Source organism: Nocardiopsis lambiniae, from assembly GCF_031845465.1.
Taxonomy (GTDB): Bacteria; Actinomycetota; Actinomycetes; order Streptosporangiales; family Streptosporangiaceae; genus Nocardiopsis; species Nocardiopsis lambiniae.
The window spans coordinates 183,860-209,542 of the sequence record NZ_JAVREP010000004.1 but is presented as its reverse complement, the minus strand read 5'-3'; the positions used below and the strand labels follow the sequence as shown (position 1 = coordinate 209,542).

Sequence of the window (25,683 nt, the reverse complement as noted above, 5' to 3'; positions counted from 1 at the left end):
CCTCTCGGGGCGGGGCGGCCGGGGCCGCCCGGCGCGGGTCAGGTGCCGGAGTCGGGTTCGAAGCGGATCAGCACGGACTTGGAGGTGGGGGTGTTGCTCACCTCGGCCGTGGAGTCCAGGGGTACCAGCACGTTGGTCTCGGGGAAGTACGACGCGGCGCAGCCGCGGGCCGTGGGGTAGTGCACGACCCGGAAGTGGGGGGCGCGGCGTTCGCGCCCGTCGGGCCATTCGCCCACCAGGTCGACGTGGGCGCCGTCGGTCAGGCCGAGGTCGGCGGCGTCGTCGGGGTTGACCAGGACGACGCGGCGGCCGTCGGTGATGCCCCGATAACGGTCGTCGAGCCCGTAGACGGTGGTGTTGTACTGGTCGTGGGAGCGCAGGGTCTGGAGCAGCAGACGGCCCTCGGGGATCTCCGGGGCGTGGGTGCCGTTGGCGGTGAAGTTGGCCTTGCCCGTGGCGGTCGGGAAGCGGCGCTCGTCGCGGGGCCCGTGGGGCAGGGTGAAGCCGTCGCGTCGGCGGGCCTTGGCGTTGAAGTCGTCGAAGCCGGGGACGACGGCGGCGATGTGGTCGCGGATGCGGTCGTGGTCGGCGAAGGCGGACCAGGCCACGGGTGTCTCACCGAACAGGCGGGAGCCCAGGGCGCGCACGATGTCCACTTCGGAGCGCATGTGCTCCGACAGGGGTTCCAGGACGCCGTGGGAGGCGTGGACGCGGCTCATGGAATCCTCCACGGTCACCCAGCGGGGGCGGCCCCGGTGCAGGTCGCGGTCGCTGCGGGCGAGGGTGGGCAGGATGAGGGCCCGGGTGCCGGTGACGACGTGGGAGCGGTTGAGCTTGGTGGACACGTGCACCGTGAGGCCGACGCGGCGCATGGCGTCCTCGGTGAGGTGGGTGTCGGGGGTGGCGGCGACGAAGTTGCCGCCCATGGCGAAGAACACCCGGATCTCGCCTCGGGCCATGGCGCGGATGGCGTTGACGGTGTCGTGGCCGTGTTCGCGGGGCGGCTCGAAGCGGAACTCCTCGGCGAGGGCGTCGAGGAAGGCGGGGGAGGGGCGCTCGAAGATCCCCATGGTGCGGTCGCCCTGGACGTTGGAGTGGCCGCGGACCGGGCACACACCGGCGCCGGGCCGGCCCACGTTGCCGCGCAGCAGGAGGAAGTTGACGACTTCGCGGATGGTGGGCACGGAGTGCTTGTGCTGGGTCAGGCCCATGGCCCAGCACACGATAACGCGCTGTGAGGCGATGGCCATGGCGGCGATCTCCTCGATGAGGGCGTGGTCCAGGCCGGTGTCGCGTTCGGTGCGGGCCCAGAACGCGTCGGCGGGTTCGGCGAGGAGCGCCTCGGCGAAGGCGTCGAATCCGTGGGTGTGGGCGCCGATGAACTCCCGGTCCAGGACGGCGCGGCCGTCGCGGTCGGCCTCCAGGAGGATGCGGTTGAGCGCGGAGAAGAGGGCGAGGTCGCCGCCCAGGCGGATCTGGGCGAACAGGTCGGTGAGTTCGGTGCCGCGTCCCAGGAGCCCGCCGGGGTGCTGGGGGTTGCGGAACTCGCGCATGCCCGCTTCCGGGAGCGGGTTGACGGTGACGACGCGGGCGCCCTTCTTCTTGGCGCGTTCCAGGGCGGTGAGCATGCGCGGATGGTTGGTGCCGGGGTTCTGGCCGGCGACGATGATGAGGTCGGCCTCGTACAGGTCCTCCAGGGAGACGCTGCCCTTGCCCACGCCCAGGGTCTCGGTGAGGGCGGATCCGGAGGATTCGTGGCACATGTTGGAGCAGTCGGGCAGGTTGTTGGTGCCCAGTTGGCGGGCGAGGAGCTGGTAGGCGAAGGCGGCCTCGTTGCTCGTGCGGCCGGAGGTGTAGAACACGGCCCGGTGGGGGGAGTCCAGGGCGCGCAGTTCGTCGGCGATGAGGTCCAGGGCGTCGTCCCAGCCGAGGGGCGTGTAGTGGGTGGCGCCTTCGGCCAGGTACACGGGTTCGGTGAGACGGCCCTGCCGTCCGAGCCAGTAGCCGGAGCGTTCGGCGAGTTCGGCGACGGGGTGGTCGGCGAAGAAGGCGGGGGTGAGGGCGCGCGCGGTGGCCTCCTCGGCGACGGCCTTGGCGCCGTTCTCGCAGAATTCGGCGCGGTGCCGCCTGTCGCCCTCGGGCCAGGCGCAGCCGGGGCAGTCGAAGCCGCGTTTCTGGTTGACGGCGAGCATGGCGGGCAGCCCGCGCCTCACCCCGGCGTGTTCGGCGACCTCTTTGACGCTGTTGAGCACGGCGGGCAGCCCGGCGGCGGCGGTCTTGGGCGGACCGACGCGGGGCGCGTCCTGGGCGGGGTCGGGGCCGGTGGGGCGGTCGCGTCTCATGGTCGCGATTCTCTCACCCATGGGTCGCGCGCTTCAAAGGACCGAGGGGGCGGACCGTGCGGAGCGGGGTTCCGGGGGCGGGGCGTCGCCCTGGTCGGCGGGCCCGGGTTCCTGTGGTGACGGGGGAGCCCCGTGTGTCGCCGGCCGTGGGAGAGGGGGCGTCGATCGGCGCGGGTTCGCCGTGTGGGGCCCGGCGGGAGGGGTCTCCGCCGGGCCGATCGGACGTCAGGGGGTGTTGAACAGCGCGCTGACCGATTCGCCGTTGTGGATGCGGCGGATGGCCTCGGCCATGGCCGGGGCGATCGACAGCACCCGCAGCTTGGGGGTGACCTTCTCGGGGGCCAGGGGGACGGTGTTGGTGCAGACGATCTCGGTGACGTCGTCCATGGCGGTGAGCCGTTCCAGGGCGCCGTTGGTGAACAGCCCGTGCGTGCACGCCACCCGGATCGACCGCACCTTGTGCTCGCGCAGCCGCTCGATGAGTTCCACGACGGTGCTGCCCTTGGCGACCTCGTCGTCGAGGATGATGACGTCGCGGTCGGTGACGTCGCCGATGACCGAGGTGATGCTGACCCTGTCGTCGCTGAAGCGCTGTTTGGCCCCCGCGGCGACGGGGGTGTCGAGTCGACGGGCGAACGCGGAGGCGGCCTTGGCGTTGCCGAAGTCGGGGGAGACCACGACGGTGTTGGAGAGGTCGTCGCCGTGGAAGTGGTCGGCGAGTTCGCTGAGGGCGTGCAGGTGGTCGACGGGGACGCTGAAGAATCCGTGCACCTGCGGGGAGTGCATCGTCATGGTCAGGACGCGGTCGGCGCCGGCGGTGGACAGCAGGTCGGCGACCAGGCGGGCGCCGATGGAGATGCGCGGGGCGTCCTTCTTGTCGGAGCGTGCGTAGGCGAAGTGCGGCATGACGACGGTGGTGCGCGCGGCGGAGGCGCCCCGGGCGGCGTCCAGCATGAGCAGCAGCTCCACCAGGTTCTCCTGGACCGGCGGCACCAGCGGCTGGATGATGAACACGTCGCGTTCGCGGCAGTTGTCCTGGAGCTGGATCTCCAGACAGTCGTTGGCGAAGCGGGAGACGCGGGTCGGAGAGAGCGGTTTGCCGAGGTCGGCGCAGATCTCCTCGGCGATCTCGGGGTGAGCGCTGCCGGAGAAGATGACGATGTCTCGCACGGATGTCCCTGTGTCGTGGGAGCGAATGGGCCGCAATGAGAGTACTGCCCGCGTTCCGGCCGCTCACGGCCTACCGGGTGTCGACGTGGTGGGGATGATCTGGGAAGACGACGCGGACGCTCCGGGCGGTCGGCTCCGAAGGCGACCCGCTCCGGGCGGTCGGCGGGTCGTGCGGTCCCTCGATGCCGTGGGGCGGCGCCGTCGGGGACGCGCGGGGCCCTCGGCGGGCGGGGCGTCGTTCATGGGGAGGGCGTTGGTGCGCCCGCGGGTGCCGGGCACCCGCGGGCGGGAGAGTCTCACGTCAGGGTGGGGGCGCGGAAAGGCCCCGGAGCGCTGAACCGCTCCCTGGAGGCCGGACCGGGAATCCGGTGCCATCGACCGGGGAGCGGTCCCCTGAGAGCGAACGGCTCGCGCGTCCTCGGGGTCACTCCCGGCCGAGCGTCTCGTGGATGAGGGGGACGATGCCGTCCAGGGCGTAGGAGATGCCCAGGGTGGAGCCGCTGGAGAAGGCGTTGGCCAGCGCCGGGTCGTCCATGATGATGAGTCGACCGTCCTCGGCCGATCCGATGCCCTGGAGCACCGGGTCCTCGTGCAGGACGTCGGCGGTGTCGCCGATGGGGAAGACGATGGTCAGGTCCGCGTCCAGGACCTCCACCAGTTCCGGGCTGAGGTCCACGTAGAACGCGCCGTCGGCCATGTCGGTGATCTCGGACTCGTACTGGAAGCCGAGGTTCTGGAGCAGGTCCACGCGGCCGTCGCCGGGCACGTAGGCGCCGTACCGGCCGTCGAAGTAGGCGCCGACGGCGATGGTGAGGTCGGCGAAGTCGGGGTTCTCCTCGCGGATCGTCTCGAATTCGGCCTCCAGTTCGGCGATGAGCTCCTCGCCGCGCTCGTCCTCGCCGAGGGCCTGCGCGACCTGGCGGGTCTGCTCCTGCCAGGTGGTGCCGTAGGTGACCTCGACGCCGGGCGGCGGGCCCACGACCGGGCCCAGGGGCGAGAGCAGGTCGTGGCGGTCCTGGGAGTTGTCGGAGCGGGTGTCGAGGACGACGTCCGGGTCCAGGGTGGCGATCTCCTCCAGGTTCGGTTCCAGGGTGGCCAGCTGGGCGGGCTCGGAGTCGAACAGGTCGGCGGCCCAGGGGCCCACGCCGGGGGTGCCGTAGCCCTGCCAGTCGGCGACGCCGACCGGCTGTACGCCCAGGGCGAGCGCGGTCTCGGCGTCGGACCAGCCCATGGCGACGACGTTGGTGGGGCGGTCCTCGACGGTCACGTCGCCGAACAGGGTCTCGACGGTGACCGGGTAGCCTTCGGCGCTCTCACCGGAGGCGTCGGGGGAGTCGTCGGCGGCCCGGCCGCCGCAGGCGGCGAGCATCAGGACGGAGAGCGCGCCGGCGGCGATCGCGCCGCCGCGGGTCAGCGGGCCACGGTTCATGGAACCTCATTCGTGGGAGAAGATCAGGTGAGCTTAGCCTTGCCTAAGCGAAATCATAGTGGCGCGGCCGAGGGGTGGGCGCACACCGGTACGAAGGGGTGCGTCGTGGTGCCGGAGGAGAATCCCCGCTCCGGGGCGGTTTCCGTGGGGGCGGGGCCCCCGGAACGGTCGTGGGTGGCGGGGGTCACACCCGGATCCGGCGGGCGGGGGGCGGGTTCGCCGCGCTGCGCGCACCTGGCTACCCTGATCGCGGCACGTCGACAGGTGAATGGAATGATCGGATGATCACATGCTCAAGCGCGGGCGTGCGCCCCGGATCGAAGGGGACCACCGCGTGAGCGCCCCCACCCCCGTCGATGTACGCGCCCTGGCCCGGCGCACCCTCGTCCGCAACCGTCGTGACGTCGTCCTCGGCGTCATCCTGCTCTCCCTCCACCAGCTCGCCGAGGCGCTGGTCCCCGTCGCCATCGGCCTCACCATCGACCGGGCCGTCGTCACCGGCGACGTCGGCGTGCTGGCCCTGTGCGTCGCGGGGCTGCTCACCCTGTTCACGGTGCTGGCCTTCGCCTACCGCGCCGGCGCCCGTTTCACGCTGCGCGCCACCGAGAACGAGGCCCACCTGCTGCGCGTGGAGGCCGCCCGCCGTGCCCTGGATCCGCGCGGCGAACGCAGCGGACTGCGGACCGGCGAGGTGCTGTCGGTGGCCACCTCCGACGCCGAACAGGCCGCCCTGTACGTGCGGGCCTGGGCCGGGCTCATCGCCATGACGACCGCCATCGTCGTCACCACCGTCGCCCTGCTCACCATCGACGTGCCCCTGGGGGTGGGCGTGCTGGTGGGCGTGCCCGTGATGATGCTCCTGCTGCGCGTCCCCGCCGCCCACATCACCCGGCGCAGCGAGGCCAAACAGGCCACCGCCGCCGGCGCCACCGCCCTGGCCACCGACCTGGTCGGCGGACTCCGGGTCCTCATGGGCATGGGAGCCCGCGAGGCCGCCGCCGTCCGCTATCGCGCCGCCAGTGCCCGGGCCCTGCGCGCCTCGGTGTCCGCCGCCGCCAGCAACGGCGTCTACCGGGGCGTGGTGTCGGCCGCGAGCCTGCTGTTCCTGGCCTGCGTGGCCGCCGTCTCCGGGTGGATGGCCCTCCAGGGGCGGCTGAGCATCGGTGAGCTCATCACCGTGGTGGGCCTGGCCCAGTTCCTCGCCGAACCCGTCCAGGGGCTGGGCATGGTCGGTCAGATCTTCGCCACCGCCCGCGCCTCCGCCCGCCGCCTGGTCCGCCTGCTCGACGCCCCCGACGCCGTCGCCCCCGGCGATCGGGCCCCGGAGGGGGACGCGGTCGTGGAGCTGGCCGCCGTCACCTACCGGACCCTGCGCGGGGTGGACCTGTGCCTCGAACCCGGGCGGACCGTCGGGGTGCTGGCCACCGACCCGCGCGACGCCGAGGCGCTCCTGGAACTGCTCTCCGGGCGCGCCGCGCCCACGGAGGTGGAGGGCGCCGTCACCGTCGGCGGGGTCCTCGTCCACGACCTGGACCTGGCGGCCCTGCGCGCCGCCGTCCTGGTGGAGGAGCACGGGGCGACTCTGTTCGAGGGGACCCTGCGCACCAATCTGGCCACCGGAACCGACCGCGACGAGGCCCACCTGTCGGCCGCGCTGCGTGCGGCCGGGGCCCAGGACCTGGTCACCGGCCACCCCGACGGCCTCGACCGGCCGATCACGGACCGGGCCGCCAACCTGTCCGGCGGACAGCGCCAACGCACCGCCCTGGCCCGCGCCCTGGCGGCCGATCCGCCGGTGCTGGTCCTGCACGACCCCACCACGGCGGTCGACGCCGTCACCGAGGAGGCGATCGCCCGGGGGGTGAGCGCCCTCCGTGCCGAGCGCGTTCCGGTGGGGGCCACCCTGGTGGTGACGGGCAGCCCGGCGCTGCTGGCCCGCGCCGACGAGGTGGTGGTGCTGATCGACGGGCGCGTCCGGGGCCGGGGGACCCACGCCGAGCTGGTCCGCGACGATCCCCGTTACGGCGAGGCGGTGCTGCGGTGAGCGTCGGTGCGGTGAGACCCCCGTGGCTCGGCGGCGGGGTGCTCCTGTCGGTGCGGCGATGACCGCGTACGGGAGGACGACGCCGAGGCCCGCTCGGAGAACGGACGAGGGTGTGCGCACGCCCGAACGAGGAAGGACGGTGACCGCGTGAGCGCGACCGACGAACACGCGGACCTGCTGCCCACCGCGTCGGCCCGCCGCACCTGGGCCGTGCTCGGCGACGGGGTGCGGCGCAGCGGCTGGGGCACCCCCCTGTCCCTGGTCGTCGTTCTGATCGGCAGCGGTGTCGGACTGATCGCGCCCTGGGTGCTGGGCACCATGGTCGACGACATCACCGACGGGGCCGGGCTCGACCCCGTGCTGCGCGCCGCCGGGATCATCGCCGCCGCCGCGGTGGTCGGCGGACTGCTCACCGGCCTGGGCGGCTGGCTGGTGAGCCGGTCCGGCGAGAGGATCCTGGCCCGGTTGCGCGAACGCGTCATGGACCGGGTCCTGCACATGCCCGCGGCCCGCCTGGAGCGGGTCCGCGTCGGCGACCTGCTGTCCCGGGTCGGGGACGACGTCGCCGTGGTCACCGCCGGCATCGCCCGCAACGGTTCCGACGTGGTCGTGGCCATGGCCACCGTGCTGTTGACCGCCGTGGGCATGACCGCGCTGGACTGGCGGTTGGGGCTGGCGGGATTGTGCGCCCTGCCGGTGTACGTGTGGGCGGTCCGTTGGTACCTGCCGATCTCGGGCCCCTACTACGCCCGTGAGCGGGTCGCGATGGGCGAGCGTTCGCATGCGATGATGGGCGCCCTCAGGGGACGCGCGGCCGTGCGCGCCTACCGGGTCGAGGCCGAGCACGAGGGCCGTGTCGCCGAGCGTTCCCGGGCGGCCATGGACATCACGGTCTCGGTGTTCCGCCTGCTCACCCGGTTCGGGTCGCGCCTGAACGGCGCCGAGTGCCTGGGCCTGACGATGGTGCTGGTCACGGGCTTCTGGCTGGTGCGCGGTGACCTGGTGACGGTGGGCGCGGTGACGGCCGCGGCCCTGTACTTCCACCGCTTGTTCGGTCCGATGATGTTCCTGGTGATGAACTTCAACGAGGTGCAGTCGGCCGGGGCGAGCCTGGCCCGGCTGGCCGGGGTGGTGGACCTGCCCGAGGCCCCCGGTCCTCGGGACGCGCGCGAACCGCAGGACGCCTCGGTGCGGGTCAAGGCGGTCGCGCACCGGTACGGTCCCGGTGCCCCGCCCGCCCTGGACGGGGTGTCGTTGGAGATCGCTCCCGGGGAACGGGTGGCCCTGGTGGGCGCCAGCGGTGCCGGTAAGACCACGTTGGCCGCGATCGTCACGGGGCTGCGCGTCCCGGACGAGGGTGAGGTGCACCTGGGCGGGGTGCCCTTGGCGGACCTGGGCGAGAGCCGCCTGCGCGGACACGTGTACCTGGTGAGTCAGGAGACGCACGTGTTCGCCGGGACCCTGCTGGAGGACCTGCGGCTGGCCCGTCCGGAGGCCACCGAGGCCGAGGCGGAGGCCGCGTTGGCGCGGGTGGACGCGCTGACCTGGGTGCGGGCCCTGCCGGAGGGGCTGCGCACCGTGGTCGGTGAGGGCGGGCACGCGCTCACCGCCGAGCAGTCCCAGCACCTGGCGTTGGCCCGACTGGTGTTGGCCGACCCGCCGGTGGCGGTGCTGGACGAGGCCACCGCCGAGGCGGGCAGCGCGGGTGCCCGACGTCTGGAGCGGGCCTCCCTGGCCGCCACCGAGGGCCGCACCACGTTGGTGGTCGCCCACCGTCTCACCCAGGCCAGGGCCGCCGACCGGGTGGTGGTGATGGACCACGGTCGGATCGTCGAGCAGGGGCCGCACGAGGCCCTGGTCGCGGCGGGTGGTCGTTACGCCGACCTGTGGCGCGGTTGGCGGGGCGCTCCGAACCCGTGACCCTCCCGGACGGTGCCCGACGAGGCTCCGGTCGCGGCCGGTGGCGGTCACACCGGGCCGTGGCCGGGCCGGTGGTCCGCCCTGGTCCGTGACCTCCCCAAGCGGGCCGGCGGATCCCGTCGGGGACGGCCGGCCGGCGTGGGTCGGCCGAGTGCGCGGGACCCGCCGAGGGAGGCTCCGCACACCCCCACGGTCAGTGGTGGGTGCGCACCACCACGCGCACGCCCCGGTAGTCGTCCAGTCCGGTGAGCAGGGTCGGGCGGCCGTGCACGCTCGCCGGGGCGCCCTCGCGGACGGCGGCGCCGAAGAAGTCGGCCCAGGCGTAGGCGGCCTCCGGGCCCGCCTTCGAGGCGGTGCCGTGCAGCCCGCCGGAGCGGTCCAGCAGCCATTCCACCGGTGGAAGTCCGTGTTCGGACTCGGCGGCCACCAGCCGGGTCAGCAGGGCGGCGGCGCGACCGCGCGCCTCGTGCGCTCGTTCCTCGGACGTGTCGACCGGTTCCACCATGCCGTCCCCCCCGTCGTTCCCCGCCGGAACGGGGATCGTTCGTGTTCGAGGTCCATTCTTCCCGGGATCGGGTCGGCGCGGCGGGAGAATCCGGGATCTGTGGACAACGCCCCCACCAGGTCCCTCGCCGCGCCCACGGGGACGGTCGGCACACCGATCCCCTCAAGGGCGGTGGAAGGCCGGGTGATCCTCGCGACGCCGCGGGCCCGTTGAGCCCGTACGCCCGGACTGGTTGGATCTCCTGTGGCGGAAGCCGGTTCCGCCCGTCAGGTCGGAGGTGGCGCATGAGGTCCGTTCCCGGTACGGGGAGTCCCTGGCTCCGTCGTTTCCACGCTCGGGAGGGGGCACGGCTCACGGTCGTGCTGTTCCCGCACGCGGGCGGGTCGGCGAACTTCTATCGGGAGTGGTCGGCGGACCTGCCCGAGGAGTACGCCCTCCTCGTCGTGCAGTACCCGGGCCGGGAGACCCGGATGGGGGAGCCCCCGGTCGACCGGATGGAGGACCTCGCCGAAGGCGCCGTCGCCGCGATCGAGGAGTGCGTGAGCGGACCCTACGCGCTGTTCGGGCACAGCATGGGCGCCCTGGTCGCCTACGAGAGCACCCGACGGTTGGCGAAGGGTCCGCTGGGCGCCCCGGTGCGGCTGTTCGCGTCGGCCCGGTGCGCCCCCGGCCGGGAGGGGCCGACCGCCGGGGTGCACCTGTTGGACGACGACGGTCTGGTCGCCGTCATCGAGGCACTGGGCGGTACACCCCCGGGCGTGCTGGCCGACCACGGTCTGCGGTCCCTGGTGCTGCCCACCGTGCGGGGCGACTACCGGCTCGTCGACACCTACCGCCCGACCGCGCCCGCCCCCGTGGACGTGCCCGTCACGGCGCTGGCCGGGGCCGACGATCCCTCGGTCACCCCCGAGGAGGTGGCCGCGTGGGCGGAGATGACCACGCGCGGGCACGTCCTGGAGGTGCTGCCGGGCGACCACTTCTTCCCGGTGCGCCACCGCGCCGAGGTGCTGCGGATCCTCGCCCGGGACCTGGCCCGCTGATCACAGACGCGGGTCGACCGCCTCGCCCGCCGGCCCCTCGACCCTGTCGCGGTCCAGGGCGGTGACCACGTAGGCGCCCTCGGCGTCGGAGTCGTCGGTCCAGGTCGTGTCACCGGTGACCCCGAGCAGGGTCTCGGCGGTGAGGGTCTCGCAGACGTCCTCGACCCCGCCGGATTCGATGATCTCGGCGTGTTCGGGGGCGATCCGGTAGACGGCGTAGAGGCGGGCGTCGTCGTCGGCCCGCCACGTCAGGTCGGTGCCCTCGTCGGAGGCGGTGGCGGTCAGGCCGCGCACCGCGCCCACCCGGGGGTCGGCGTCGGCCGGCACGTCGGCCAGGGGCGGCAGGGCCGGGTGCGCGTAGTACTCCTCGCGCACGTGGGCGAACGCCTCGGCGGCCTCCTCGGTGAGGGAGGTGAAGGAGAAGTAGACGTCGCCGTCGATCCCGTCGATCCCGGAGGAGTGGTCGAGCTGGTCGGTGAGGGCGTTCTCGCCCTGCCACCCCGGCTCGCCCGCCCGGTAGGCGGCCTGGCCGATGTACAGGTCCACGTCGGTGTCGGCGACCTCGTTCGCCCACCAGTCGGCCAGGACCTCGTAGTCGGCGGCGGCGAATCCGCGCTCCCAGTACAACTGGGGGACCACGTAGTCGATGGTGCCCTCGCGGATCCAGGTGCGGGTGTCGGCGTGCTGGGCGGCGTAGGACTCCAGCCCCTCGGTGGCCGATCCGGTGGGGTCGCTGCCGTCGTTGCGCCAGATGCCGAAGGGGGAGATGCCGAACCGCACCCACGGCGCGGTCTCCTCGACGCGTTCGTGGATGCCGGCGACGAACCGGTTGACGTTGTCGCGCCGCCAGTCGTCGCGGTCGTCGAAGTCGCCGCCGTGGGCCTCCCAGGAGGCGTCGTCGTCGAACTCCTCGCCGTCCTTGGGATACGGGTAGAAGAAGTCGTCGAAGTGGACGCCATCGATGTCGTAGCGCTCCACGACGTCCATGATGACGTCGGTGACCCACGCCCGCACCTCGGGGTTGCCGGGGTCGAGGAAGCCCTCGCCGCCGTAGCGGATCATCCAGTCGGGGTGCTCGTTGACGGGATGGTCGTCGGCGAGGGTCTCCAGGTCGGAGGAGACGCCGACGCGGTAGGGGTTGAACCAGGCGTGCAGTTCCAGGCCGCGTTCGTGGGCTCCGGCGACGGCGTACTCCAGGGGGTCGTAGCCGGGGTCGCCGCCCTGTTCGCCGGTGAGGTAGCGCGACCAGGGCTCCAGGTCGGAGGCGTAGACGGCGTCGGTGGTGGGGCGCACGTGCAGGAAGACGGTGTTGAGGCCCAGGTCCGCGGCCTCGTCCAGACGGGCGTCGAGTTCGGCCCGCTGCTCGTCGGCGGACAGGCCGGGCTCGGAGGGCCAGTCGATGTTGCCGACGGTGGTGAGCCAGGCGCCGCGCATCTGGCGTTTGTCGTCGGCCGCCCCGCACAGGGCGGCGCCGGGGCCGGGGTCGGCCGATCCGGTCGCGCCGACCATCGCGTAGCCGGCCAGGACGAGCCCCGCCGTGGCGCCGAGCGCCACCCATCGTCGGTACGGGTGCGAAGCCGGGCCGGCGTGTCGACCAGAAGCCACGGGATCTCCTCTGAGCTGCCTCCACGGTGCGCCCGGTGGCGCACCGGAGCTCAGACTAGGTCATTGCATAACGTTTTGGACACTCTGGGGCGTAGGGGAGATTATCTTTACCTTTTTCGGGGAGGCGGCGACGCTAGTCGGTGACGGCCTGCCCGTGCTTCCAGTACCCGATGAAGGTGATGTCGTCCTTGGCCACCCCGCGCTCGCGCACCAGGTGCCGGCGCAGCTCGGTGGGCAGCGCGTTCTCGCCCGCGATGAAGCAGTACGGGCGCTCCCCGGGAAGGTCGGCGGCGCGGACCGCCTCCAGGGCCAGGCGGCCCGGCACCTCGTGCGGGTCGGTGCGCGGCAGCCAGTGCACCTCCACCCCCGGCAGCGACCGCAGGGGGCGCACGTCGGCGGCGGAGGGCACCTCCAGGTACACCCGGGCGCGCAGACCCTCGGGGGCCTGCTCCAGGATCGACACGATCGCCGGGAGCGCGCTCTCGTCGCCCACCAGGAGCTGCGTGCCGGACCCGGGGGAGGGCAGGTAGTAGACCCCGTCGGTGAGCAGGCCGATCCCGTCGCCCGGCCGGGCGTTGCGGGCCCAGGCGGAGGCGGGGCCGCCCTCGCCGTGGTCGACGAACTCGATGTCCATCTCCAGGGCGGACGGGTCGAAGCGGCGCACCGAGTAGTTGCGCACGTAGGGCTGCCGCTCCTTGGGCATCGCGTACAGCTGCGACACCCAGCGCCGGTCCGCGACGGTGGGCAGGTGCACCCGTTCCTGGCCGGGGCGGGGCAGGAACAGGCGCACGAACTGGTCGCGGCCCAGGAACTCGAAGTCGGCGAGTTCGTCCCCGCCCAGGGTCACGTTGACGAAGTGCTCGGTGATCCGCTCGGTGCGCACGACGTCGGCGCGCATCACGGCGCGGTGGGAGGGGTTCTCGACACGCACGGGAACACTCTTCTCGGTTAGGGACGAACAGACACGAAACTCACATGAGGTTAGCCTTACCAACCGTGTTAGTCGACCGGGGCGGCCGTGCCCGGACCCGGACATCTCCCGCGCCCCCGTGCCCGGACCGGCCCGGTACGTTCGCCGACGACACGGGAGGCCCGTCGTGTCCCTCCCGCGATCCGACGCCCCCGCGCGGGACGTCCTCAGGCCGGTCCCAGGCGGCGGTCCAGGATCGCGGCCAGCGACGCGCACCCGCGGCGCAGGTCGGCCGGGTGCGCCGATCCGTACCCCAGCACCAGGCCGTGCACCGTCGGTTCGGCGTGGCTGGTGCGACCGGTGTCGTCCACGATCACCCCGTGTGCGGCGGCCTCGGCGACCACCGGGGCCACCGCCTCGGCCGGTAGCGGCAGCATGGCGTGCAATCCGGCGGTGTCCCCGGTCAGTCGGGGTCCCAGGTGTTCGATGACCAGGGCCCGACGGCGCGCGTACTCCAGCCGCATCCGACGCAGGTGCCGGTCCAGGTCACCGCGTTCCAGCAGCAGCGCCGTGGCGGCCTGCACCGCTCCCGGGGTGCGGTCGGTGAGGCCGTGGCGCACCCGCGCCAGGTGCTCCACCAGGTCGGGTTCGGCGACGATCCACCCGATGCCCAGGTCCGGGGTGAGGGTCTTGGACAGGGTGCCCAGCAGCACCACCCGGCCCGGGTCCATCCCGTACAGGGCGGGCAGCGGCGCCACGTCGTAGCGGAACTCGGCGTCGTAGTCGTCCTCGACCACCACGGCCCCGGTCTCGCGCGCCCAGGCGATGAGGCGTTCGCGCCGGGGGACCGGCAGCCTGCCGCCCAGCGGGTACTGGTGGGCGGGGGTGGTGTACACCAGGCCCAGGTCGCGGGGCAGGCCGTCGGTGACGAGGCCGTCGCCGTCCACCGGGCAGGGGACGATGCGCGCTCCGCGCGCGGCCAGGACGGTGCGGGCCTTCCCGTAGCCGGGCTCCTCCACCCCCGCCCGGTCGCCCGGGGCGATCAGGGCCGCCCCCGTCAGGTCCAGGCCGTTGCCGGTGCCCCGGGTGACCAGGATGTTCTCCGGCCCCACGGCGATGCCGCGGGCGCGGCGCAGGTGGTCGGCGAGCAGTCCGCGCAGCCGGGGCAGACCGCGCGGATCCGGGTCGTCGTCGTGGGGCAGGTCGGCGGCGTGCCGCCAGGCGCGGCGCCACGCGGCCCGGTCCACCGCGTGTACCCAGGGCGCCCCCGGACGCAGGTCGATGAGGCCGCGTTCGCGCAGTTCGGTGCGGGAGGGGCGGTGTTCGTGCCGGGCGGTGCCCCCGCCGCGGGCGGCGGCGGTGCGCCAGGCGGGCTCGATGGGGCCGCGTTCGACGGGTGCGGGTGCGGCACCGGGGGCGACGAAGGTGCCCGATCCGTGCCGGCCCTCCAACCAGCCCTCGGCGTACAGCTGCTGGTAGGCGTCGGTGACGACGGTGCGGCTGACGGCCAGCTGGGCGGCGAGGGTGCGGCTGGAGGGCAGGCGCTCGCCCGGGACGAGGGAACCGTCGGACATCGCCGCGCGCAGCGCGGCGGCCAGCTGGACCGTGAGCGGGACGGCGTCGGCCCGGTCCAGGCGCAGGGCCGGTTCGGCGTGGTGGCGGGGCACGGGGGCGCTTTCTAGGGCTGGAGGCACGGGGCGGGCGGCAGGGACGGGGCGGACATCCGAGACGAATCATCGGTCACGTATCTCACATTAGCGCCGAGTGGGCGGTGCCCACCGTTCTCGCCGGTGCGGGCCGGGGCCGGTGTGACGGGGCGGCCCTGGCCATCCCCGCCCGGGCTCGACGGTGGTCGTGTCGCGAGGCGCGGGCGGGACCGTCCGGTCCCCCGTTCACCGCCCGGGGCGGGAGGGCGGGAAAGTGGTCGTGGGTTTTCGCCCGGAAGTGGCCCTGGGGCGCAGGCCACCCGGACCCTAGCGTGAAGACATGCGCCCTACCACCGAAACCCCACCGCCCCCGCGGACCTCCGCCGCCGCGTACGCCCCGCTCTCGGCCACCGACCGGACCCGGCTGCGCCGGGGCGGGCACAAGCAGCGCACGGACCGCTCCGAGTTGTACGCCCTGCTCGACGAAGGCCTGTTCTGCCACCTGGGGGTGATCGTCGACGGCGCTCCCCGGGTGCTGCCCACCGCCTACGGCCGCATCGACGACACCCTGTACCTGCACGGGTCCACGGGCGCTCGGTCGTTGCGCACCGACGCGGAGGTGTGCGTGACGGTCACCCTGGTCGACGGTCTGGTACTGGCCAGGTCGGCGTTCCACCACTCGGTCAACCACCGGTCGGCGATGATCTACGGCCGTCCCCGGGTGGTGGCCGAGGAGGCCGAGCGCACGGCCGGGCTGCGCGCCCTGACCGAGCAGATCTCCCCGGGGCGGTGGGACGCGGTCCGCGCGCCGGACCGCAAGGAGATGGCGGCCACCCGCGTGTTGGCGTTGTCGCTGGCCGAGGCGTCGGTGAAGGTCCGCACGGGGCCGCCGGTGGACGAGGAGGAGGACCACGCCCTGGACGTGTGGGCGGGGGTCGTCCCCGTGCGTCGTGTGTTCGGCGAACCCGAGCCGGACCCGCTGCTGCGGTCGGGCATCGAGGTGCCCCGCCATGTCGTGGAGCGCCGTTCGCCCGCGTGACGCGGTGCGGGGCCGGAGGGACGATCGCTCCCTCCCGGTCCGTATCGTCCCCGGCGCTTTCGCGGAACCGGTTGTGTACGGAGCGTGATGTGGCTATGGTCTCCTGTGATCACTCGCAGTAGTCGTGCCATCACATGAAGGAGTGTGCCCTGTGTCGCGCGGTCTCCTGGCGCTCGCTCTGGCACTGGTCCTGTCGATGGCCCCGGTGGCGGACGGTGCGGTGATCGCGCGGGAGGCACCGGGCACGTGCGACGAGCACAGCCGTTCGGGCGGCACCTGGAGCACCTCCTGCCGGGCCCTGCCCCGCCTGCCCCCCGGCCGGCCCTCCCGGGCCGTCGCCGAACGGATGCGCGCCCTGATGCCCCTGCCCGCGCCTCTGGAGGACACCGCCGTGACCACCGTCACCGGCGCCCCCCTGCGCCTTCGCCCCGCGCGCCCGGCCCGCGCCGAGGTCGTCCTCACCTCCCGGGCCTTCGGTGAGACCGTCACCGTCGTGGCGGTCCCCGAGACCGCCCGTTGGGAGACGGGCGAGGGATCCGCCTTCACCTGCGCGGTCCCCGAGATCGGTTGCGCCCACACCTACACCCGCCCCTCCGGCGACGCCCCCGAAGGGGCCTTCCCCCTCACCCTCACCCTCACCTGGTCACTGAGCTGGTACGACGGAGACGGCAACGGCGGCACCCTGGAGCCCCTGTCCACCGCCGCCACCCGGGCCGTCCGGGTGCGCCACGTCGAGGCCCTCCTGGCCTGACCGGGCCGCGCCGGGCGGCCCGGCACCTCATGGTCGGAGCGACCGGTAGTGGGCGCGCGTCTCGGACGGAAGCCTCTCGATCGCCGCCCGCAGCAGCGGACGCGGGGCCCGCGCCGCGTGCTCGTCCAGGAAGGCGAGCAGCCGGACGCGGTCCACCTCGCCGGCCGCCCGCAGCATCCACCCCACCGCCTTCTGGACGAGTTCGTGGTCGTCCTCGACGAGGATCCCGGACAGGGCGAAGGCGTCGTCCAGGTCCCCGTGCGCGATGAAGTGCGCGGTCGCCACGATCGCGGTGCGCCGCTCCCACGGGTCCTCCGAACGCGCCAACGCGTACAGCACGTCGCGCGGCCGGTCGCGCAGGTGGCGGCCGACCACGTGGTGGGCCGCCAGGTCCACCAGGTCCCAGTCGTTGACCCGGTCGTGGCGGCGCAGGTACAGCGCCGCGAGCACGCCGATCTCCTCGGGGGTGGCCTTGCGGTCCCTGGCCTTCTTCTCCATGATGCTCATCGCCCCGGCGCGTGCCTCGTGGACCGGGCTGTCCATGAGCTTCTCGATCTCCTCCGGCCCCATCGCCCGGAACTCCTTGGCCAGGGCGAAGACCGTGCCCATCCGCACGCCGATGAAGTGGTCGTCGGGGTCCTGGTGGTCGGCGTCGAACCTGAAGTAGCGCTGGTACTTGCGCAATTCCTCGTCGCTGCGGTGCTCGTCGAGACGGGCCAGGAAATCCTCGGCCGTGGGAGGTGTGCTCATGGGGACAGTAGATCGCGCGCCACCCACATTCGGCGAGCACCGACTTCGCCGAGAACGGCGCGAGAGGAGGACATCAAGTGTCCTCCACGTTCGGGACGGTGGTGTCCGGGCCCATCGGGGCCCGTCCGACACAGGAGAACGAGGGGGACACATGACCGTTCTGGTGACCGGGGCGACGGGGAACGTGGGACGCCACCTGGTGCGGTGGCTGGTCGACCGGGGGCACCCGGTACGCGCGCTCACCCGCACCCCGGACCGCGCCGACCTGGGACCCGGGGTGGAGGTCGTCGGCGGCGACCTCACCGACACCGCGACCCTGACCGGGGCCTTCGCCGGGGTGGACGCCGTCCACCTCATCACCTTCGGGGGCGACGGGGACGAACTCGACAACGCCGCCGACATCGTCGACCTGGCCGTGGCCTCCGGGACGCGGCGCGCCACCGTCCTGGGCGCCTGGGGCGGCAGTCCGATGGAGCGCGCCGTACGCACCGACCTGCTGGAATGGACGCTCCTGGCCCCGGGGGAGTTCATGTCCGGCGCCCTGGAATGGGCCCCCGACGTGCACGGGGAGGGGGCCGTGCGCACCCTCTCCGACTGGCCCAGCGCCGTCGTGCACGAGGCCGACATCGCCGCCGTCGCGGGCGTCGCCCTCACCGAGGGCGGACACGGCGACCGCATCCACGTGCTGACCGGACCCGAGGCGCTCACCCCCGCCGCACGGGCCGAGGCGATCGGGCGGGCCATCGGCCGCGAGGTCGCCTGGGTGCGCCTCACCGAGGAGCAGGAGCGCGCGCGTCTGCGCGCCCAGGGTCTCCCCGAGGAGTACGTCGAGTTCGGGATCTCCCTGGCCACCGACCCGCCCGAGACCGCCGACCGCATCCTGCCCACCGTCGAGGAGGTCACCGGGCGCCCGGCCCGCACCTTCGCCGACTGGGCGCGGGACAACGCCGACGCCTTCCGGTCCTGAGCCGGCCGTGGGGGGGGCACGGGTCCCCGGTGGGCGCCCGGGCCCGCCCGACGTTCACGGCGGTACCGTGTTCACCACGGTCCGTCGGTCACCGGGGCTCCGCCCTCACCTCGGCGCGATCTCGATCAGCGCGTACCCCGAGGGCGGTGCCAGGGTCCGCACCGACGTCACCGTGAGGTCGGCGCGCGAGCACAACGCCTCGAAGTCGGCGCGGGTCCGCTCTCGACCGCCGGTGTTGACCATCATGTTCAGGTCGCTCAGGAACGGCACGGTGTTCTCCGCCGTGGCCGCGCCGTCGGGCAGCATCGGTTCCACCAGCAACAGCCGACCGTCCTCGGTGATCGCCTTCCGGCAGCGGGTCAGGATCCTCACGGCCCGGTCGTCGTCCCAGTCGTGCACGATGCTCTTGAGGAGCAGCACGTCCCCGGCGGGGACGGTCGAGAAGAAGTCCCCCGTCACCACCGCGCAGCGGTCGGCGACCCCGGCGCGCTCCAGGGCCGCCGGCGCCAGGGCGGTCCCCTCGGCGTTGTCGAACACCACCCCCCGCAGGTGCGGATGGCGGGCCAGGACCGCGCTCAGCAGTGTCCCGTCCCCGCCGCCCACGTCCACGACCGTGGTGAACGGCGCGAAGTCGTAGGCGTCGGGCAGGACGCGGGCGGTGCCCCGGGTGCCGTCGGCCATGGCCGCGTGGAACATCGCCGCCTGTTCGGGGCGCCCCCGCAGGTGGTCGAAGAACGATTCCCCGTGGACGCGGTCGAAGGCCACCGAGCCGTCGCGCACGCTCCCGGCCAGTTCCCGCCAGGAGTCCAGCAGGAGGGGGTCGGTGTAGAGGCGCGCGATCGCGGCCATGGACTCGGGGTGGTCGGAGCGCAGCAGCCGTCCGGTCGGGGTGAGCGCGTACCGTCCCGGCGCCGTCTCCTCCACCAGGTCCACGGCCGCCAACGCCCGCAACAGCCGTTCGACGGTGTCGGCGCGGGCGTCCAACGTCCGGGCCAGCCCGTCGGCCGTGGACTCCCGGTCGCCCAGGGCGTCGGGCAGGCCCAGCCGGACCGCTCCGCCGATGAGGTGGGCGACCATGCCGCCGAACAGCATCCGTCCCAGCGCCGTGTGCGGTCGCGGGTCCGGTGAGGGTCGTGTCATCGGCTCACTCCCCGGTGTCGGCGTGCCGGGGCAGGACCGCGACCGGGACCGTCGCGGAGTGCAGGACGCCCTGGCTCACCGAGCCCAGGAACAGGCCGCGCACAGCGCCCCGCCCCCGGGAACCGACCACGATCAGGTCGGCCTCGGCGCCCGCCTCGATCAGCGCCGTGACCGGTTCCTTGCGGGTGCGCACGACGGACAGGTCCACCCGGTCCACGGTCTCGTCGATCACCTCGGCCAGCACCCCGGCGACGATCTCCTCCGACTGGCGGTCCAGGAAGTCCTCGGGCGGTGTCCACCCCGAGGCGATGAGTGCGGGGGAGGCGAACGGTGTGGGCGCCTCCCAGCTGTTGACGACCACCACCGAGCCGTTCTCGGAACGGGCCGCCGTGTGCAGGGCGAAGTCCAGGGCGTGCTGGGAGTCCAGGGATCCGTCCACGCCGACCACGATCCGCTCGGGGGCGGCGGGCGTCCCGGCGTCCCCCTCGCGGTGGGGGACCACGACCACCGGGCAGGTGGCCCGGGCCGCCAAACGGACGCCCGCGGTGCCGGCCAGGGCCGAGCGCACCGGGCCGAAACCGCGCGACCCCACCACGATCAGGTCACCGGGTCCGGTACGGCGCAACAGCGCCACGGGGGGTTCCTCCAGCGCCAGCTCGGTGAGCACCTCCAGATCCGGGTGGAGCCTTCGGACGTGGTCGGCCTCCTTCTCCAGGATCCGTTCACCCTGCCGGGAGATCTCCTCGGTGGGCGGGAACCGGGTGCGCCCCGCGTAGACGCTCGTCACCACCGGCATCGACAGGGCGTGCACCACCTTCAGGGGCAGCCCTCCGCGTTCGGCCTCGGCCGCCGCCCACTCCAGCGCGGCGCGCGCGTCGGTGGATCCGTCGACGCCCGTCACCACCGCCGGGGTACGCGCTTGATCGTCGGTCATCGTGTGCCTCCCTCGTCGGGCGCACATGACCCGCGCCCTTCCAGGAGTCTGCCCCATGGTCGGTGCGGGAACCGACAGTCCCCCTGGTGTGGCGGAGAACTCCGAGGACTCAGTCCCGCTCGGCGGTGTGGGCGCGCACCGCGTACTCCTCGGCCCAGACGACCAAGGGGACGAGGCGGTCGGTGACCTCACGTCCGGCGTCGGTGAGGCTGTACTCCACGTGCGGGGGCACCACGGGGCGCGCGTCGCGCAGCACCAGCCCCTCCGCCTCGAAGGAACGCAGGGTGCGGGCGAGCATCTTCTCGCTGACGCCCCCGATGCGGCGCAGCAGCCCGCTCCAGCGCAGGGGGCCGTCGGCCAGCGCGATCAGGACCAGGACGCCCCACTTGGAGGTGATCTCGCCGAGCAGGCGGCGGGAGGGGCAGTCGGCGCTGAACACCTGACCCTCCGGGAAAGCCTTCGTGACGCTCATACCCCCCAACTTACCCAGGGGCGGGTACCCGAGGAAAAGGAGGTACCGCGACCTCGGAGGGGACTCCCCCTGGCGGATCGTGTCCCCCGTTCCGTGGAGGGCGGAGCCGGGGAACCCCGTCGGTGTCCCCCGGACCCGACATCGCCTCGCCCGGGGTGTTCTCGCGGGTGAGGGGACCGGCCGGGCTCCGGGGCGGCTATCGTCCGGTGGGCGGGGACGACGTCCCCGGCCCGTGGCGGAGTCCGACCGCGGGCCGTACAGAGAAGGAAGCCCGGCTTGCACACGAGCACCCCACCGCACCAGGACCCGGTCGCCGATCGCCGAGCGGGCATGCCCCCGTGGTTGCCCCGGGCGGTCATGTTGGTGATGTGGACCGTCACGGGTTTCGGTGTCGCCCTGTGGTTGTTCCTCCAGTTGCAGGGGCTCATCGTCCTGTTGCTGATCTCGCTGTTCCTGGCGTTGGCGTTGGAGCCGGCGGTCAACTGGCTGCACCGTCGCCGCTGGCCCCGCGGGCCGGCCACGGGCGCGGTCATGCTCCTGGTCCTGGTGGCGACCGGGGTCTTCCTGAGCATGCTCGGCTCCATGCTGATCGGCCAGGTGCTGGCCCTGGCGGCCGAGACGCCCGCGATGTTGCGCGCCGCGCTGGTCTGGTTCAACGCCACCTTCGACACCGACTACTCCCCGACCACCCTGATCGAGCAGGTCAGCAGTGCCAGCGGGGTGGTGGAGGGGTACGCCTCCAGGATCGCCGACAACGCCCTGGGCGCGGGGACGACCCTGCTGGGGCTGCTCTTCAACGGGTTGACGGTCGCACTGTTCACCTTTTACCTGTGCGCCGACGGCCCGCGCTTCCGCCGTGTCATCTGCTCGGTCCTGCCGCCCCGGACGCATCGCGAGGTGCTGCGGGCCTGGGAGATCACGATCGAGAAGACGGGCGGGTACCTCTACTCCCGGGCGCTCCTGGCGTTGGTCTCCAGCGTCGCGCACTATCTCGTCCTGGTCGCGCTGGACGTGCCGTTCGCCTTCGCGCTGGCGCTGTGGGTGGGGGTCCTGTCGCAGTTCATCCCCACGGTCGGCACCTACATCGGCGGTTTCGTGCCCGTGCTCGTGGCGTTGTTGCAGGGGCCCTGGGCGGCGGTGTGGGTGCTGGCGTTCGTGGTCGTCTACCAGCAGTTCGAGAACTACGTCCTCCAGCCGCGGATCACCGCCAAGACGTTGGACATGCATCCCGCCGTGGCGTTCGGGTCGGTCCTCGCCGGCGTCGCGATCATGGGCGCGCCCGGTGCGCTGCTGGCGCTGCCCATGGGGGCGAGCCTCCAGGCGTTCCTGGGCACCTACATCCGGCGCTACGAGGTGGCCGAGCACCCCCTGTTGAGCGCCGCCCGGACGTCCGATGGTCCGGAGGGGGAGGACCGGATCCGGGCGGAGGGGGAGGACGGTTTCGGGGCGGAGGGGACCGTCCCACGGGAGGAGGGGCCCGACACGGACCCGGGACGACCGGGACCCCTCCCACCTCATGGCTAACCTCAAGGTGGGTACCTGACAAAAAAGTGGGTACGGGAACTTTGGAATGTGCCCCCCACCTGTCGGGTTGCCCACTGACAGCGGCCGGGAACGTCTCGGCCGGGCAGTGGGAAGGACCATCGCTCATGTCCGTCGTCATCGTGGGTGCCACCGGCCACCTGGGCCGTCTCGTCGTCGAGGAACTGCTGGAGCGGGGGACCCCGGCGCGGGAGATCGTCGCCGCCGGACGCGACGCCGAGCGGCTGGCCGCACTGGCCGCCTCCGGGGTGCGCACCGCGCGGATCGACCTCGACGATCCGGCCACCCTCGCGCCCGCGTTCTCCGGCGCCGACACCCTGCTGTTGATCTCTGCCTCCGAACCGGGCCGACGGGTCGCCCAGCACCGGGCCGCGATCGACGCGGCGGTCGCCGCCGGGGTCGGGCACATCGTCTACACCAGCGCCCCCAACGCCGCCGAGAGCACCCTGGTCCTGGCCCCCGACCACAAGGCCACCGAGGAGCTGTTGGCGGCCTCGGGGATCACCCGTACGATCCTGCGCGACAACTGGTACCACGAGAACTACGTGCCGCAGTTCGAGCAGGCCCGCGACTACGGGTCGTTCATCGGCAGCGCGGGTGAGGGGCTCGTGCCCAGCGCCGCCCGCCGTGACTTCGCCGCCGCGGCAGCCGTGGTGCTGGCCGACCCGGCCGCGCACGCGGACGCGGTGTATGAGCTGACCGGCGACACCGCCTGGACCTACGCCGAACTGGCCGAGACCCTGTCCGAGGTACTGGGCCGGGAGGTCGTCTACAAGGACCTGTCGACCGAGGAGCACGTCGCCTTCTTGGTCGAGGTCGGCCTGGACGAGGGGACGGCCGGGTTCGTGGCCGCGCTGGACGGGAACATCCGTGACGGCGCGCTCGGTGAGCCGACCGGGGACCTGCGCCGTCTGATCGGGCGCCCCTCCACCCCGCTCGTCGACACCCTGCGCGCCCTGGCCTGACCGGTCCCGCCCGGGTCCCTCGGCCCTCGGCCGGGGGACCCGGGCCGGGCGACCGGCCCGGGGTCAGGCGAGGCCCTCCTCGGCCAGGACGCCCTGGGCGACGCGGAAGGCGGAGTTGGCGTCGGGGACACCGCAGTAGATCGCGCTCTGCAACACGACCTCCTCGATCTCCCCCACCGTCAGCCCGTTGCGCAGGGCCGCGCGCACGTGCATCGCCAGCTCCTCATGGTGGCCGCGGGCGATGAGCGCGGTCAACGTGATCATCGACCGGCTGCGCCGGTCCAGCCCGGGGCGGGTCCACACGGACCCCCAGGCGTACCGGGTGATGAACTCCTGGAAGTCGGCCGTGAAATCGGTGGTCGCGGCGATCGCCCGGTCCACGTGGGCGTCGCCCAGCACCTGCCGGCGCACCGCCATGCCCGCGTCGCGGACGCCGTCCGGGGTGGGCGCTTCCGGGGCGCGCAGGTGGGCGCGCAGCAGCTCGGCGACCCGGTCGGGGGCCTCCGCCGGGGCCAGGTGGGCGACCCCCTCCAGGACCTCGTACCGGCCCAGGCGCACCCCCGAGGCGATCTCCGCCAGGAGTTCCGGGGGGGTGGGGACGTCCTCGGCTCCCGCGATCGCCAGCACCGGCGCGGTGATCCCGTCCAACCGGTCGCGCACGTCGAAGTCGGCCAGCGCCTCGCAGGCCAGGGCGTACCCCTCGGCGTCGGTGTCCTGGAGGGCGTGCAGCAGGGCCGCGACGGTGGACGGTTCGCGCTCCGGGAACCCCGGGGCGAACCACCGCTTCGCCGACCCCTCGATCATGCTCGGGGTGCCCGAGGCGCGCACGGTCGCGGCGCGCTCGCGCCAGGCGTCGGGCGTGCCGATACGCGCCCCCGTGCACAGCAGCGCGGCCGTGCGCACCGCCTCGGGGGCGTCCAGCAGCAGGTGCAGGCCCACCGCGCCGCCGAGGGAGTCGCCCGCGTAGGAGAAGGAACGATCGGCGTCCCCGCGGGCGGCGGTGACCCCCCGCGCGAACGCGAGCACCCCCCGCGCCAGCTCCGCCATGGTGAACGGGTCCCGGACCCGGGCGCCGTCGTGCCCGGGCGGGTTCCAGCCCACGACGTGGAAGGCGTCGCCGAGCCGTTCCGCCACGGCCGACCACAGCGCCGTCGCCGAGGTGCCCAGGGAGGGGCCCACGAGGAGCAGCGGCAGATCCGGGCCACCGGCCAGTTCCACGCCGGTGATGCGGGGGATCGTCATGAGTCGGCCTCCAGGTGTCGGTGGGCGCGGTCGAGGACGCGGTCGATGAGGACGTCGGAGACGCCCAACGGGGTGTCGTCGGCGGGATCGGCGCCGGTGAGCGCCGCGATGGCCCGGGCTTCGGCCGTCAGGTCGGTGCGGGCCGCCGCCGCGGTCGCCGCCATCCGCTCCGTGTTCGCGGTCAGTCCCGCCAGCAGTTCGCGGGTCTGGGAACCGGCGACGACGGTGCGGCGGGCCAGCGTGCGCAGGGTCGCCCATTCGGTGTGCCAGGCCCCGTCGGGGCGCTCGTCCACGGCCAGCGCCGCGGCCAGGTGCAGGGTCGACGCGAGCGGGGGAGCGGCGATGGCCGCCCGCCGGACGAGCACCGACAGGACCGGGTTGCGCTTGTGCGGCATGGTCGAGGAGCCGCCGCGTCCGGCGGCTGCGGGCTCGGTCACCTCGGCGATCTCGGGCCTGGACAGGGTGGCGACGTCGGCGGCCGTGCGCCCCCAGACGTCGGTGCAGCCCACCAGGGCGTCGCCCAGGGCGGTGACGGTGCGCCGCGCGGTGTGCCAGGGATCGGCGGGCGCCAGCCCCAGGCGGTCGGAGACCGTGGCGACCAGGGCCGACACCGCCCCGGTCGGGTCGGCGGAGCCCCGGCCGCGGACCAGGTCCACGGCGGCCGACAGGGTGCCCGCCGCGCCGCCGATCTGCACCGGCGTGCGGATCCGTCCCACCGCCTCGGCGGCGTCGAGGGTCCCGCCCAGCCAGCCGGCGGCCTTGACCCCGAACGTGGTGGGCACCGCGTGCTGGGTGAGGGTGCGCGCCGCCATGACGGTGTCGCGGTGCGCCCGGACCAGGGCGGCCAGGGACCCGATCTGATGGCGCATGTCGTCGCGCACCCTGTCCAGGGCGTCGCGGGCGCACAGCATCAGCGCCGTGTCCACCACGTCCTGGCTGGTCAGCCCGCGGTGTACCCAGGCGGCCCCGGGGCCGTGGGCGCGTTCGCGCAGAAGCCGTACCAGGGTCGGGACCGGGTTGCCGGTGCCCTCGGCGGCCCCGGCCAGGGCGGCCAGGTCGTCGGGGCCGACCAGGCCTGACAGGTCGGTCCCGGCCGGGGCCGTGCCCGCCCCGGCCAGGGCGTCCAGCCAGGCCTGTTCGACCTCCACCATGGCGGTCAGCCACGCGTGGTCGCCGAACAGGTCGTCGGCGCGTTCGTCGCCGGGCCAGAACAGGTCGGTCAACGGGATTCCTTTCCTGCGGGCGGTCGTCGGTGGAACGGGAGGGGCGC

General features: G+C 73.6%; 21 protein-coding genes. 8 read left to right on the top strand and 13 right to left on the bottom strand.

What is annotated here, in order from left to right; all coding sequences use genetic code 11:
- Positions 1-38 precede the first annotated feature (38 nt).
- The 3 genes from RM479_RS08625 to RM479_RS08615 all read right to left on the bottom strand — a co-directional run bounded on the left by RM479_RS08625 (position 39) and on the right by RM479_RS08615 (position 4,941).
- Positions 39-2,342, bottom strand: a complete 2,304-nt coding sequence (locus RM479_RS08625) for an FdhF/YdeP family oxidoreductase (RefSeq protein WP_311511192.1) — start codon at positions 2,340-2,342, stop codon at positions 39-41.
- A 225-nt stretch (positions 2,343-2,567) separates the two neighbouring features.
- Positions 2,568-3,512, bottom strand: coding sequence for a ribose-phosphate diphosphokinase (locus RM479_RS08620; RefSeq protein WP_311511191.1), 945 nt, complete (start codon positions 3,510-3,512; stop codon positions 2,568-2,570).
- 424 nt (positions 3,513-3,936) lie between these two features.
- Positions 3,937-4,941, bottom strand: a complete 1,005-nt coding sequence (locus tag RM479_RS08615; protein ID WP_311511190.1) for an ABC transporter substrate-binding protein — start codon at positions 4,939-4,941, stop codon at positions 3,937-3,939.
- A gap of 334 nt (positions 4,942-5,275) precedes the next feature.
- Here RM479_RS08615 and RM479_RS08610 point away from each other — a divergent pair, with 334 nt between their 5' ends.
- The gene (locus tag RM479_RS08610) at positions 5,276-6,985 is read left to right on the top strand and encodes an ABC transporter ATP-binding protein (protein ID WP_311511189.1); all 1,710 of its coding nucleotides are present in this window, start codon (positions 5,276-5,278) and stop codon (positions 6,983-6,985) included.
- A gap of 147 nt (positions 6,986-7,132) precedes the next feature.
- The gene (locus RM479_RS08605) at positions 7,133-8,905 is read left to right on the top strand and encodes an ABC transporter ATP-binding protein (RefSeq protein ID WP_311511188.1); all 1,773 of its coding nucleotides are present in this window, start codon (positions 7,133-7,135) and stop codon (positions 8,903-8,905) included.
- A 193-nt stretch (positions 8,906-9,098) separates the two neighbouring features.
- Here RM479_RS08605 and RM479_RS08600 read toward each other — a convergent pair whose 3' ends face one another.
- A complete protein-coding gene (locus RM479_RS08600) occupies positions 9,099-9,410 on the bottom strand; it encodes a hypothetical protein (RefSeq protein WP_274809471.1) in 312 nt (103 codons plus the stop codon).
- A 284-nt stretch (positions 9,411-9,694) separates the two neighbouring features.
- On the opposite strand from RM479_RS08600, the gene RM479_RS08595 reads away from it, so the two are divergent.
- Positions 9,695-10,450 carry a thioesterase II family protein gene (locus RM479_RS08595; protein ID WP_311511187.1) on the top strand — a complete coding sequence of 252 codons (756 nt, stop codon included), beginning with the start codon at positions 9,695-9,697 and terminating at the stop codon, positions 10,448-10,450.
- Here the strand turns inward: RM479_RS08595 and RM479_RS08590 are convergent, their stop codons facing one another.
- The 3 genes from RM479_RS08590 to pdxR all read right to left on the bottom strand — a co-directional run bounded on the left by RM479_RS08590 (position 10,451) and on the right by pdxR (position 14,632).
- A complete protein-coding gene (locus RM479_RS08590; RefSeq protein WP_449589933.1) occupies positions 10,451-12,055 on the bottom strand; it encodes a glycoside hydrolase family 10 protein in 1,605 nt (534 codons plus the stop codon).
- 133 nt (positions 12,056-12,188) lie between these two features.
- Positions 12,189-12,986, bottom strand: a complete 798-nt coding sequence (locus RM479_RS08585; protein WP_311511186.1) for a siderophore-interacting protein — start codon at positions 12,984-12,986, stop codon at positions 12,189-12,191.
- Positions 12,987-13,192: 206 nt separating this feature from the next.
- Positions 13,193-14,632 (bottom strand): MocR-like pyridoxine biosynthesis transcription factor PdxR, encoded by a 1,440-nt coding sequence (pdxR, locus tag RM479_RS08580; protein ID WP_311511185.1) that lies wholly within the window; start codon positions 14,630-14,632, stop codon positions 13,193-13,195.
- 319 nt (positions 14,633-14,951) lie between these two features.
- Between pdxR and RM479_RS08575 the strand changes: the two genes are divergently transcribed.
- Together RM479_RS08575 and RM479_RS08570 are read left to right on the top strand one after the other, a co-directional pair.
- A complete protein-coding gene (locus RM479_RS08575) occupies positions 14,952-15,650 on the top strand; it encodes a pyridoxamine 5'-phosphate oxidase family protein (protein ID WP_311511184.1) in 699 nt (232 codons plus the stop codon).
- 151 nt (positions 15,651-15,801) lie between these two features.
- Positions 15,802-16,401 (top strand): hypothetical protein, encoded by a 600-nt coding sequence (locus RM479_RS08570; RefSeq protein WP_311511183.1) that lies wholly within the window; start codon positions 15,802-15,804, stop codon positions 16,399-16,401.
- A gap of 27 nt (positions 16,402-16,428) precedes the next feature.
- Here RM479_RS08570 and RM479_RS08565 read toward each other — a convergent pair whose 3' ends face one another.
- Positions 16,429-17,151: a DNA alkylation repair protein gene (locus RM479_RS08565; RefSeq protein WP_311511182.1), complete on the bottom strand. Its 723-nt coding sequence runs from the start codon at positions 17,149-17,151 to the stop codon at positions 16,429-16,431.
- 151 nt (positions 17,152-17,302) lie between these two features.
- On the opposite strand from RM479_RS08565, the gene RM479_RS08560 reads away from it, so the two are divergent.
- A complete protein-coding gene (locus tag RM479_RS08560; RefSeq protein WP_311511181.1) occupies positions 17,303-18,118 on the top strand; it encodes an NAD(P)H-binding protein in 816 nt (271 codons plus the stop codon).
- Between the two features lie 105 nt (positions 18,119-18,223).
- Here RM479_RS08560 and RM479_RS08555 read toward each other — a convergent pair whose 3' ends face one another.
- From RM479_RS08555 to RM479_RS08545, 3 genes are all read right to left on the bottom strand, one after another.
- A complete protein-coding gene (locus RM479_RS08555) occupies positions 18,224-19,258 on the bottom strand; it encodes a methyltransferase (RefSeq protein ID WP_311511180.1) in 1,035 nt (344 codons plus the stop codon).
- 4 nt (positions 19,259-19,262) lie between these two features.
- Positions 19,263-20,192: a universal stress protein gene (locus tag RM479_RS08550; protein WP_311511179.1), complete on the bottom strand. Its 930-nt coding sequence runs from the start codon at positions 20,190-20,192 to the stop codon at positions 19,263-19,265.
- Positions 20,193-20,301: 109 nt separating this feature from the next.
- On the bottom strand, positions 20,302-20,664 hold the full coding sequence (locus RM479_RS08545; protein ID WP_311511178.1) for a winged helix-turn-helix transcriptional regulator: 363 nt from the start codon (positions 20,662-20,664) through the stop codon (positions 20,302-20,304).
- 330 nt (positions 20,665-20,994) lie between these two features.
- On the opposite strand from RM479_RS08545, the gene RM479_RS08540 reads away from it, so the two are divergent.
- Both RM479_RS08540 and RM479_RS08535 read left to right on the top strand, forming a co-directional pair.
- Complete coding sequence (locus RM479_RS08540; RefSeq protein WP_311511303.1) at positions 20,995-22,188, top strand: AI-2E family transporter; 1,194 nt, start codon at positions 20,995-20,997, stop codon at positions 22,186-22,188.
- A gap of 125 nt (positions 22,189-22,313) precedes the next feature.
- The gene (locus tag RM479_RS08535; protein ID WP_311511177.1) at positions 22,314-23,171 is read left to right on the top strand and encodes an SDR family oxidoreductase; all 858 of its coding nucleotides are present in this window, start codon (positions 22,314-22,316) and stop codon (positions 23,169-23,171) included.
- Between the two features lie 63 nt (positions 23,172-23,234).
- Here RM479_RS08535 and pcaDC read toward each other — a convergent pair whose 3' ends face one another.
- Together pcaDC and RM479_RS08525 are read right to left on the bottom strand one after the other, a co-directional pair.
- Entirely contained in the window at positions 23,235-24,413 is a 1,179-nt protein-coding gene (gene pcaDC, locus RM479_RS08530; protein ID WP_311511176.1) for a bifunctional 3-oxoadipate enol-lactonase/4-carboxymuconolactone decarboxylase PcaDC, read from the bottom strand.
- The gene (locus RM479_RS08525; protein WP_311511175.1) at positions 24,410-25,636 is read right to left on the bottom strand and encodes a lyase family protein; all 1,227 of its coding nucleotides are present in this window, start codon (positions 25,634-25,636) and stop codon (positions 24,410-24,412) included. The genes pcaDC and RM479_RS08525 overlap by 4 nt, the downstream gene beginning before the upstream one ends.
- Positions 25,637-25,683 lie beyond the last annotated feature (47 nt).